Annotated in this window: 13 protein-coding genes and 2 pseudogenes; 10 read left to right on the top strand and 5 right to left on the bottom strand. The window is 42.6% G+C overall.

Annotation, left to right across the window (positions count from 1 at the left end; genetic code table 11):
* The 8 genes and pseudogenes from IM319_RS08650 to IM319_RS08615 form a co-directional block, all read left to right on the top strand.
* Positions 1-168 (top strand): annotated as a pseudogene (locus tag IM319_RS08650) (RNA-guided endonuclease TnpB family protein); the annotation flags it as partial.
* A 111-nt stretch (positions 169-279) separates the two neighbouring features.
* On the top strand, positions 280-516 hold the full coding sequence (locus tag IM319_RS08645; protein ID WP_287687426.1) for a hypothetical protein: 237 nt from the start codon (positions 280-282) through the stop codon (positions 514-516).
* An 88-nt stretch (positions 517-604) separates the two neighbouring features.
* Positions 605-744, top strand: a pseudogene (locus IM319_RS08640) (23S rRNA (adenine(2503)-C(2))-methyltransferase RlmN); the annotation flags it as partial.
* An 87-nt stretch (positions 745-831) separates the two neighbouring features.
* Entirely contained in the window at positions 832-1,056 is a 225-nt protein-coding gene (locus IM319_RS08635) for a phycobilisome linker polypeptide (protein WP_158201012.1), read from the top strand.
* Positions 1,057-1,344: 288 nt separating this feature from the next.
* Entirely contained in the window at positions 1,345-2,544 is a 1,200-nt protein-coding gene (gene petH, locus IM319_RS08630; RefSeq protein ID WP_287735302.1) for a ferredoxin--NADP reductase, read from the top strand.
* A gap of 98 nt (positions 2,545-2,642) precedes the next feature.
* On the top strand, positions 2,643-3,485 hold the full coding sequence (locus IM319_RS08625) for a ChaN family lipoprotein (protein WP_287735301.1): 843 nt from the start codon (positions 2,643-2,645) through the stop codon (positions 3,483-3,485).
* Positions 3,486-3,576: 91 nt separating this feature from the next.
* On the top strand, positions 3,577-4,452 hold the full coding sequence (locus IM319_RS08620) for a 3'(2'),5'-bisphosphate nucleotidase CysQ family protein (protein ID WP_287735300.1): 876 nt from the start codon (positions 3,577-3,579) through the stop codon (positions 4,450-4,452).
* 60 nt (positions 4,453-4,512) lie between these two features.
* On the top strand, positions 4,513-6,384 hold the full coding sequence (locus IM319_RS08615; protein ID WP_287735299.1) for a GTPase family protein: 1,872 nt from the start codon (positions 4,513-4,515) through the stop codon (positions 6,382-6,384).
* Positions 6,385-6,522: 138 nt separating this feature from the next.
* Here the strand turns inward: IM319_RS08615 and IM319_RS08610 are convergent, their stop codons facing one another.
* Together IM319_RS08610 and IM319_RS08605 are read right to left on the bottom strand one after the other, a co-directional pair.
* A complete protein-coding gene (locus tag IM319_RS08610; protein ID WP_287735298.1) occupies positions 6,523-7,044 on the bottom strand; it encodes a hypothetical protein in 522 nt (173 codons plus the stop codon).
* A 2-nt stretch (positions 7,045-7,046) separates the two neighbouring features.
* On the bottom strand, positions 7,047-7,253 hold the full coding sequence (locus IM319_RS08605) for a hypothetical protein (protein WP_002762605.1): 207 nt from the start codon (positions 7,251-7,253) through the stop codon (positions 7,047-7,049).
* A gap of 428 nt (positions 7,254-7,681) precedes the next feature.
* Between IM319_RS08605 and IM319_RS08600 the strand changes: the two genes are divergently transcribed.
* Entirely contained in the window at positions 7,682-7,879 is a 198-nt protein-coding gene (locus IM319_RS08600) for a hypothetical protein (RefSeq protein WP_002762603.1), read from the top strand.
* A gap of 155 nt (positions 7,880-8,034) precedes the next feature.
* Here IM319_RS08600 and IM319_RS08595 read toward each other — a convergent pair whose 3' ends face one another.
* The 3 genes from IM319_RS08595 to IM319_RS08585 all read right to left on the bottom strand — a co-directional run bounded on the left by IM319_RS08595 (position 8,035) and on the right by IM319_RS08585 (position 9,599).
* The gene (locus tag IM319_RS08595; protein ID WP_287735297.1) at positions 8,035-8,214 is read right to left on the bottom strand and encodes a hypothetical protein; all 180 of its coding nucleotides are present in this window, start codon (positions 8,212-8,214) and stop codon (positions 8,035-8,037) included.
* On the bottom strand, positions 8,201-8,497 hold the full coding sequence (locus IM319_RS08590; protein ID WP_287735296.1) for a BrnT family toxin: 297 nt from the start codon (positions 8,495-8,497) through the stop codon (positions 8,201-8,203). The genes IM319_RS08595 and IM319_RS08590 overlap by 14 nt, the downstream gene beginning before the upstream one ends.
* Before the next feature lie 235 nt (positions 8,498-8,732).
* Positions 8,733-9,599, bottom strand: a complete 867-nt coding sequence (locus tag IM319_RS08585) for an alpha/beta fold hydrolase (protein WP_287685073.1) — start codon at positions 9,597-9,599, stop codon at positions 8,733-8,735.
* 91 nt (positions 9,600-9,690) lie between these two features.
* On the opposite strand from IM319_RS08585, the gene IM319_RS08580 reads away from it, so the two are divergent.
* A partial coding sequence (locus IM319_RS08580) for a helix-turn-helix domain-containing protein (RefSeq protein ID WP_287735295.1) occupies positions 9,691-9,913 on the top strand: 223 nt, incomplete at its 3' end.

Here is a 9,913-nt window from a genome sequence, read left to right as displayed (position 1 = left end):
CCAGACTGTGGGACACACCATGACCGAGATATTAACGCCAGTAAAAATATTTTGGCCGCAGGACTTGCGGTGTCAGTCTGTAGAGCGACCATAAGACCAGAACAGAGTAAATCTGTTAAGGCAGCTGCGAAACCCCGCAAGGGAAAGAAGCAGAAACCTAAATCGTGAGGTTTGGGAATCACCGTCCGTTTACGGCGGTGAGGATGTCAAGAGGATTTTTTTGAATCGGCCGAACAAGCTAGAAGGGATGTCCATATCTGGGAGGAATCCCGTTTACAAATGAAAAAAATTCTCAAACAATACACTCAAGCTAGTGGACCTTGTAAACAATCTACTTTTCTGCAAGAACTTATCTATCCCCAGAATAAGTTTTTAAGACGTTTTTTCCTGAAACTTCAGCACGAACAAGATTCTTTGTTTGTAGAATTTGTCACCTTACAGACCCCTAAAGGAGTGTATATTACCCACATTCACTTTCATCCAGACCTGCGAGAAATCATCGGGGATGATAAGTAGGACAACATCAATCGACTACACTAGATCAAGGTGGTAGCGTTGCGACTTATCAGCAGGCTTATCTTCAAACAATTAACAGCGATCACTTAATCCTATTCAAGAGGTGGATTATCAACGGCCTGATGAAAAAAGAATCAGAGCTTTTAAAACTATTTTAGAACAGGAAAAAGAGGTTTAGCGGCCGATGCGGCCTGTGGACAATTGCGATCGAGCGTCATGGTAAAATAAACAACCGTCAATCGGCCATTAACTAGATTGCTAGTCTCGCTGCTAGGCTAAACTAGAGAACTATAACATCAAGTAGGAGCCATTTAGATGCAAAGTCTCTCTAGTGCCAAAGAAAATCGCCTTTTTGTCTATGAAGTCGTCGGTTTGAGTCAAAATGACAAGACTGATAACCTAGATTATTCTATCCGTAAGAGTGGCAGTGTCTTTTTAACCGTTCCCTATAGCCGCATGAATCAAGAAATGCGTCGGATTACCCGTTTAGGCGCTCGCATCGTCAGCATTAAACCCTTAAACGCAGCTGCAGCCCAGTAGTTGAAAAAATAATTATCGGTAATATCTCTCCCCCGCTCTTGTCCTCATCAGGCGAACTAGGGGGATTTGTAGCATAAATAGGGAAAAGTAGCATAAATCTTAATAAAAAGTAAAAATGCTACAAGTGTAACAGTTTTTAACCAGAGAGTTGACCTATCCTTAAGGAAAAGATAAAAGCGATGTCTGTGGTTTTTTTAAGATAACTCTCAATTAGGCCTAGGTGTAGTGTACCGATGGTAGGCTAAACTATGGAACGATTATCGTGACTTGAGTTGGGAGTTATATTTAATGTACAGTCCGAGTACACTAGCGGGAAGCCGTTTATTTGTTTACGAAGTGGCGGGTCTCAATCAAAACGACAATACTGACAGCTTGGATTATTCAATCCGTCAGAGTGGAAGCGTGTTTTTCACGGTTCCCTACAGTCGCATGAATCAAGAAATGCGTCGGATTACCCGTTTAGGTGGTCGTATCGTCAGCATCAAACCCTTAAATGGGATTGCCCCCGTAGCAACTGTTTCTAGTGCCTCCACACCACAGCCAATCGCTCAATCATCGCCCGTCCCCGAACAGACCAAGAAAAAGGCCATGACTCAAGCGAAAGAAAAAACAGATATCCCCGTCAACATCTACCGTCCGAACCAACCCTTTATCGGCAAATGTATCGAGAATTATGCTCTCGTTGATGAGGGAGGTATCGGTATCGTACAACACGTCACCTTTGACCTTTCTGGGGGCGATTTACGCTATTTAGAAGGGCAAAGTATCGGTATTATCCCCCCGGGGACCGATGCTAATGGCAAACCTCATAAATTGAGACTCTATTCGATCGCCTCCACCCGTCATGGTGATAAATTAGACGATAAAACCGTATCCCTCTGCGTGCGTCAGTTAGAATACCAACACCCAGAAACCAAGGAAACCGTTTATGGAGTTTGTTCCACCCATCTTTGTCATATAGAGGTGGGTGCTGATGTGGCTATTACCGGTCCGGTGGGTAAGGAAATGCTGCTACCAGATGACGAAGATGCCACTATCATTATGATGGCCACCGGGACCGGAATCGCTCCCTTCCGAGCTTTCCTCTGGCGGATGTTCAAGGAACAACACGAAGATTATAAATTCAAAGGTCTAGCTTGGTTGATTTTCGGAGTTCCCAAAACGGCGAATATTCTCTACCAAGAAGAATTAGAGAAAATAGCGGCGGAATTCCCCGATAACTTCCGTCTCACCTATGCCATCAGCCGGGAACAGCAAAATCCCCAGGGAGGTAGAATGTATATTCAACACCGGGTAGCCGAACACGCTGACGAAATTTGGAATCTACTCCAAAGTCCCAAAACCCACGCTTATATGTGCGGACTGAAAGGGATGGAAGATGGTATCGACGATGCTATCACCGGTGCCGCCGCCAAAAATGGCGCTGATTGGTCTGTCTATCAGAAACAACTGAAAAAAGAACATCGCTGGCACGTAGAAACCTACTAAACCAAAAAGGTTCTCGGAAAATTTTTTCGGGTGGGCATTGCCCACCCTTTTTGTCTTGGCTTCGGTTAAGATCAGTTTTTTAAAAGGCCTTTAAAAAGATGAAATTCTCTCGACGCTTTTTTCCTGTTTTCCTTGCCCTCTGCTTACTGTTTATTTTCCTGCCCCGGGCCTGGAGTTTTACTAATAGCCAAAAACAAATTCTTGCAGATTTAAAAACAGCCGAGATTATTTATCTGGCAGAAAGGCACGATAGTCAAGGCGATCATCAGGCCCAATTAGCTATTATCAAGTATTTACAGGCCAATAATCCCCAAATAGCGATCGCTTTTGAGATGTTTCAACGTCCTTACCAAATCTATTTGGATCAGTATTTAGCGGGCCAAATTAGCGAAAATCAGTTGAGAGAAAAAAGTGAATACGACCAACGTTGGGGATTTGATTGGGAATTTTACGCCCCGATCCTGCGCTTGGCCAAGGCGAAACAACTACCAGCGATCGCCCTAAATACACCCACGGAAATCACTAGAAAAGTGGCACAGGAGGGCTTAGAAAGCCTCTCCACCTCAGAAATGACCTACATCCCCCCTAAAAGCGAAATAAACCAGGATAACGAGGAGTATCGTCAACAGATATTAGCCGTTTATCAGCAACACACCGGAGGCCAAAGTCAGGGATTCGATCGCTTTTTTTTGGCACAGGTCCTCTGGGATGAAACCATGGCCGATGCGATCGCTAAATTCTGGCAAGCTCATCCGAACTATCAGATCATCGTCCTAGCAGGAAAAGGTCATATTGCCTACGGTTACGGTATTCCCAGTCGAGTCCAAAGAAGATTAGGCGATCGCGTCATCCAGCGCTCGGTTTTCTTGGGAGACGCTCCTCAATCATCACCAGCAGAAACCAAAAAACCCGCCGATTATTTTTGGCAAGAGCAAAATTAAGCAAGTCAGGAGCTAGGAAACAAGGGATGATAAGCTAAGAAGCCAGTCTTTTAATTTAGTGGATAATAGGTCTGAAAAACTGAGGCTATTTATGCTTAATTTAACCTGTCAAGATACCAAAACGCTCGATCGCATTTTAGCTGTGACTCGTGCCGTGGGTTGGGGTGGTGCTAAAATTCTCCAATCCTACCACCGGGGTGAACAGGATTTAGCCATCAACGAGGAAAAAAAAGGCGGACCAGTGACGGCGGCGGATTTAGCGGCAAATAACTATATTTTAGGGGAATTACAAACAAATTTTTCTGATATCGACTTTGGTTATCTGAGCGAGGAAACCCATCAGGGCAATGAAGCTATCCCGAAAGATTGGGTATGGATTATCGATCCTTTGGACGGAACCCGGGATTTTATCGACAAAACGGGAGAATATGCCCTACATATCGCCTTATGTTATCAAGGAAGACCGATAATCGCCGTGGTTGCCCTACCAGATCAAGAAAAACTCTATTTTGCCCAAAAAGGAAAAGGTACTTTTCTAGAAACTAGCGACGGCAATATTACACAGGTAAAAGTTGCCAATAAAGATAAAATTACCGACCTCTATCTGGTGGTTAGTCGTACCCATCGCGACCAACGTTTTGATAATTTATTAAGTCAAATACCTTTCTTTGGTAAAAATTATGTGGGTAGTGTGGGCTGTAAAATTGCCACGATCCTCGAACAAAAATCCGATGTTTATATCTCCCTATCGGGGAAATCGGCGGCTAAAGACTGGGATTTTGCCGCACCGGAGTTGATTTTAACGGAAGCAGGCGGCAAATTTTCCTATTTTGATGGTCAACCCGTGCGCTATAATCGCGGCGATGTGCGGCAATGGGGGGGGATCATGGCTAGTAATGGTCCTTGTCATCAACAACTTTGTCAGTTGTCCACGGCAATCCTCGCCCAAATTGATGCCACTGTCTAATTTCTGCCCCCCTAACCCAGAATCGGAGATCGGTAGAATGGAAAAAAACCAGATCGAGCAATGTTACGGTTAAAAACTTGGCAAGGGTTGATTTTAGCAGTTCCGATCGCCGCCGTGGTGATTTTTCTGATCGTGGCCGCCGGCTTTCAGATCAATCAATGGGGTTTAAATTGGATTTGGGCAGTTTTTACCCTGATTTTTGTTGCTTGGCGCTTCCTGTTGGTCAGATGGACGCGCCCAGTAGTCGGGGAAATTGAAGCCGCCATTGGGGAAATTAAGGCAGAATTAACCCCTCCTGACGGTGATTCCGGGGGAAATGTCGAGGAAATTATCGAGAGGATTATCGCCGAGGCCCGCAATGATCGCCCGGTGTGGGAAGATTGGGCGACTTTTTGGCAACGCTGTCAGGATTTGGTCAATGCCATCGCCCAGATATATTACCCCGATGTCAAGTACCCCTTATTAAATATTTACATTCCCCAGGCCTACGGTTTAATTCGGGGAACTGTGGATGATAGCGATCGCTGGATGCAGAATCTCTCCCCGGCCCTGAATCAAATCACCATCGGTCAAGCCTATCAAGCCTACGAAGTTTATCAAAAATTGCAACCCTCAGCCCGGAAACTTTGGCAGGTCTGGAATTGGGCGCAATGGCTAATCAATCCCGCCGCGGCTGTGGCTAAAGTTGCCAGTCAAAAGTACAGCGATCGAGCGGATCAGCAATTATTAGTCAATTTAGGGCAAGTTTTGCGGGAAAATGCCCTGAGAAACCTCTCTCGCCAAGCGGTGTTACTCTACAGTGGCAGTAATCTCGCCCCCACTCTCCCCACCAAGACGAAAATCGCCACTACTACTCTCAAAGAAATTCTCGCCCAAGCTGAACCGATCACGGAAATCGATCGCCAACCGGTTAATATTCTGCTGGTTGGACGCACTGGGGCCGGCAAAAGCAGTTTAATCAATACTCTCTTTCGGGCCGATTTGGCCCAAGTGGATCTATTGCCTAGTACCGACGCAATCCAATCCTACCATTGGCAAACCCCAGAAGGAGACGAGTTAATCCTCTGGGATACCCCGGGCTACGAACAGGCAAATCGGGCTGATTATCGGCAAAAGGTTCTCAATTATGCCGAAAACGCCGATTTATTGATTCTTGTCACCCCCGCCCTCGATCCCGCCCTGGCTATGGATGAGGCTTTTCTTAAAGATTTGCAACAAACTATTGACAATTTACCAGTTATAGTGTGTGTTTCTCAAGTCGATCGCCTGCGTCCGCTGCGAGAGTGGCAACCCCCCTATAATTGGCTGACGGGAGAAAGTCCCAAAGAAGTCAATATCCGCGAATGCTTGCAGTATCGGGCGGAATTATTCGAGGAACTCTGCGATCGCATTTTGCCGATGGTCAGTCAACAGCCGGATAGAGAAGCTTGGGGGGATGAGGAGTTATCAATCGCTTTGCTGGGGGCAATTTCGCCCGCAAAACAGTTGCGTTTAGCCCGTTTTTTAGCGGATTTAGAAACTCGAACTCTGGCAGCGGCTAAAATAATCGATCGCTATACTTTACAGATGGCCACGGGGCAAGGTTTAACGGCCCTATTAAAAAGTCCTATTCTAGGTTTTATCTCCACTTTAGCCACGGGAAGACCGACTTTAGCCTATCTTTTAGCCGAACAAATTCCTGTGGAACAATTACCGGTAGCGATCGGTAAATTACAGATGGCCTATGAGCTTTTTTCTCTCTTGAATCCAGAGAATAAAAGTTTTGATTTATTGGCACTTTGGCCAATACTATTAGAAAATTCTAGCACTGCCGACAAGGAAGCTTGGGCTTGGGGTCATGCTCTAGTAGAATATTGGACAAAGGACTTATCGATCGAACAGTTCCGGTCAAGTTATCAGGGGTATTTAGAGACGATAAAAACAGGCCTCTAACCAGATTAATTAAGCTAAAACTTTATTCCTCTTTAAAAGTATAGGAGAGTGGGGAGGAGAGGTTTCTGGGGTTGAGATTTCTAGCCTTTGTACTAAAATTACCAATAAGAGAGATTTTTTCGTGTTTTTTTGAAAGTTCTATTCATTTCTTTCATTTTCAGAGTTTTCATCGTTAGTTTTCGACGAACTACCCAAACCACTAAAATAAAAGGCGGTGACTGCTGTAGCTATTGGCCCTAAAAAAGTATAAATTGTCTTAGAAGAATCATTAATTAGGGTTGCCGCTTTATCCACTCTACTTTGTACTTCTTGTTCTTCGATAGCTTTCAAATTTATATTTAAATTAAAAATTCCAAGAGAAGCAAAAGAAATGAGACAAATAGAAAGAATTTGTAAACCAGCAGTGGCTAACAATCCCAACCAAAGCCACCTTGCTAAGGAACCAGCTACTTTAGTATTAAAATTATGTCTTTGGTCTGAGGGTGATATAGCTGTAGCTGGTTTACCAAATGCAGATACTTCATTGTCTAAATGATAAGGCTCCGGATTCTTCTTTAGATTATGACGCACAGAGTTCCTTTCAGTTGGAAGAGCCAAAGAAGCGCTGGGATCTTTTGGGTTGTTAACTTCCCCTGTCTCATTTTTTGAATCACTGGTCATAACTAAACAATTAGTAATGGTCTCTGTTCATTACCTTTTTGAAGTATTAATTGAGTATCTTCCTCCGTCTCAGTTTTAGCATATAAAGCCATGAGTTTTAATCCTTTACGAATGACTTCAGACTCTGTTAAGTCTAGCTCTTTAGCTATTTCTTTAAGATATTCAGAGTCCTTTTGACTAAGATTTACTCGAAATTGTCTGGTAGCCATTTTTTTTTGTTAATTCAGTAATAGTCTGCCTTTAGAAACTTAGCATCCTAAGTACAGTATCCGATCTTACCCTAATTACACCAGATATGTCAAGCAATTACACTAGATATGTCAAGCAATCGCACCAGATATGTTAAGTCAACATAAACGAGTCCTGACGGTACTTAATGGGTGCAATAGGTCAAATACCATCGACTTATCGACTTATTTGCTATTAAAAAGCTATTTTTCACAAATTTTAACCAAAATAATCTTAGGTTTTATTCATGCTTAGGTGTAACAGGGGGTATAATAGGGTATTTAGTAGGTGGTATTATATACACATATATGCAAGGCATATCAATGGGTATATTGTGGGGTTTAATAGATACCATAGTGCTGAGTTCCTATGGTATGATAGTTCCATCAACTTTTAGATAGATAACAGTATGGCAGACACAACTAAACAAGTGAGTATGCTAGAATTGGAGTTAGAAGATGATCTAATCAGACAAATTGAAGATGTAGCTGATTCTGGTTGTTTTTCAAAAGATGAATTATTACAAAGTATTTTAGAAGCATGGAGATATCATCAGGCCTATATACATAGACTTGAAAATATGGTTCAAATAATCAATATTAAGTAATTCGATTTGATGGTAACGTGGAATCATTACTCTCAAATGATTACCTGCTTATTACTTTGGGCTAACAAAAAATTTTATCACTATTTTCTTGAACAACAGTCTATTAAACTTTCATAACAAGTAACCCTGAGACAATTATCAGTTTTAGCAATTAATTATTGAGATGTTAATTTATTGTAAGCGGAAATGATCGCCGCATTTTCCCAATCATCATCAAAAGGGAGCGCATCGGGATCAGACAAAGCATTAGCCTCGATTTCTGCATCGCTCATCGATTTAACTCGCTCCCAATCGGTTAAATCTTGCCTTTCCTCTTTTGTGTTAAGAATCCCCATCTTGGTGGATACTCTCTTGATACTTTCTTCGCTCACGTTCGTTTGCTCTCCTAGCACTAATCAATCGGCAAGTTTCCCCTCTTATAGTATAGACAACATAACAGATTATCCCGTTTAATTGTCCCAGCAAACACATCCTTATTTCTTGGTAATCTTGGCGATTATCTTCTCTGATTAGACAGTGACCATCGAAAATAGGAGGAACAGCCGCAAAATCTATCCCATGCTTCTCTATATTAGAATATCTTTTAGACTGATCCCAGTCAAATTTTGTAAATTTCATAAGTAAACAATCGTTTGTTTAATTCTTTTCCTAGATCATCATTCCTATATCTCCTCCTTACCTATGGTTTTGAACGAACAAAAATTTTTATCACTATTTAAACTTCAATAATTTTTTGTTATATCGAGAAATTACTAGCCCTAAACGCAGAAATTTTGAAAAAGCAAAGCCTCCGCTTCTACTATAATCAGAGAAGGGTAATTGAAAAAATTTCTGCGTCACCTTAAATAGCCCTTTAGGTTTTGCGTCCGAGAAAATTAATAATCCGGGGATTAATTTCTTTTGACCAATGTTCTTGGGGATAGTGTTTCGCTTCCGCAAGGGAGATTAATTCCACTCCTGATTTAGTGGCTAATTTTTCCACAGTGACAGAAGATAACCAAGGATCGCCCATTCCCCAGACAAAAAGGATAGGTTTTTCCAAGTTCTCTAAACCTGTCTCAATTTCTGCCATAGTTTTCGATAGGTTTAAATTGCGAATCGTGGCCAGTAAAGCGCGACCCACTGCCGAAGTTTTTAGATAGGGTTGACGGAAAATAGCCAGATCTGCATCACTAATCACAAAACCGCTACCAGTTTCTAAAGTACGATCGACTAATAAGGGATCTTGAGTCGCCATATCTCCGAGGAAAGGTAGGCCCCATTGTTTCATTATCCAGGGTAATTTGACATCCCTGGAGAGGGGAGTATTTAAAACGACCAAGCGCTCAATTTTATCGGGATTTTCTAGGGCGTATTGTAGGCCGACGGAGGCTAAAAAACCTTGCACAATTAACGAGATTTTCGGCAATTGGAGAGCTTGAATAAAATCGGCCAAGGCTTGACAAAAAGCGCTAGGTGTGTAGGCGAATTCTCTGGCATCGGGTTTAGCGGATAAACCGGAACCGATCCAATCGGGGGCAATAGCATTAATGTTATATTCTTCTAAACTGGTTAATAATTCCCGCCAAATATAGCTATGGGCGGGTAAACCATGAAGTAGGATCACGGGGGTTGTATCTGGTTGTTGAGCGGGGTTAACCTGTCGATAAAACCACTTGAGAGAGCCGACTTCGAGAAAATTTTCTAAAATAGCCATGGTTAATGGGGGATTCATAATCATCGAAAATTTTGGGTCTGAAACCCCGTCGTTCTACGACGGCTTTACCGTTAAATACTAGCGCATTTACCAAATATATGCTAGAATGTGAGACATGGAAAAAGCCTATTCGTTTCGATTTTACCCCACACCCGAACAAGAGTCGCTATTGCGGCGCACTTTGGGCTGTGTAAGATTGGTTTACAACAAAGCTCTCCATCTCAGAACACAAGCATGGTACGAAAGACAAGCAAGAGTAGGATATACTGAAACGTCTTCAATGTTGACCGATTGGAAAAAGCAAGAAGAATTAAACTTTCTCAATGACGTTAGTTGTG

This window comes from Microcystis sp. M113S1 (genome assembly GCF_020246945.1).
GTDB lineage: Bacteria > Cyanobacteriota > Cyanobacteriia > Cyanobacteriales > Microcystaceae > Microcystis.
Note: the sequence above shows the minus strand (reverse complement) of the source record. Positions and strands in the feature narration are given on the sequence as shown.

Bases quoted from the DNA above. Each gene is read 5' to 3' on its own strand.
- IM319_RS08645 (WP_287687426.1), top strand. From the start codon at position 280: ATGAAAAAAATTCTCAAACAATACACTCAAGCTAGTGGACCTTGTAAA.
- IM319_RS08635 (WP_158201012.1), top strand. From the start codon at position 832: ATGCAAAGTCTCTCTAGTGCCAAAGAAAATCGCCTTTTTGTCTATGAA.
- petH (WP_287735302.1), top strand. From the start codon at position 1,345: ATGTACAGTCCGAGTACACTAGCGGGAAGCCGTTTATTTGTTTACGAA.
- IM319_RS08625 (WP_287735301.1), top strand. From the start codon at position 2,643: ATGAAATTCTCTCGACGCTTTTTTCCTGTTTTCCTTGCCCTCTGCTTA.
- IM319_RS08620 (WP_287735300.1), top strand. From the start codon at position 3,577: ATGCTTAATTTAACCTGTCAAGATACCAAAACGCTCGATCGCATTTTA.
- IM319_RS08615 (WP_287735299.1), top strand. From the start codon at position 4,513: ATGTTACGGTTAAAAACTTGGCAAGGGTTGATTTTAGCAGTTCCGATC.
- IM319_RS08610 (WP_287735298.1), bottom strand. From the start codon at position 7,044: ATGACCAGTGATTCAAAAAATGAGACAGGGGAAGTTAACAACCCAAAA.
- IM319_RS08605 (WP_002762605.1), bottom strand. From the start codon at position 7,253: ATGGCTACCAGACAATTTCGAGTAAATCTTAGTCAAAAGGACTCTGAA.
- IM319_RS08600 (WP_002762603.1), top strand. From the start codon at position 7,682: ATGGCAGACACAACTAAACAAGTGAGTATGCTAGAATTGGAGTTAGAA.
- IM319_RS08595 (WP_287735297.1), bottom strand. From the start codon at position 8,214: ATGGGGATTCTTAACACAAAAGAGGAAAGGCAAGATTTAACCGATTGG.
- IM319_RS08590 (WP_287735296.1), bottom strand. From the start codon at position 8,497: ATGAAATTTACAAAATTTGACTGGGATCAGTCTAAAAGATATTCTAAT.
- IM319_RS08585 (WP_287685073.1), bottom strand. From the start codon at position 9,599: ATGATTATGAATCCCCCATTAACCATGGCTATTTTAGAAAATTTTCTC.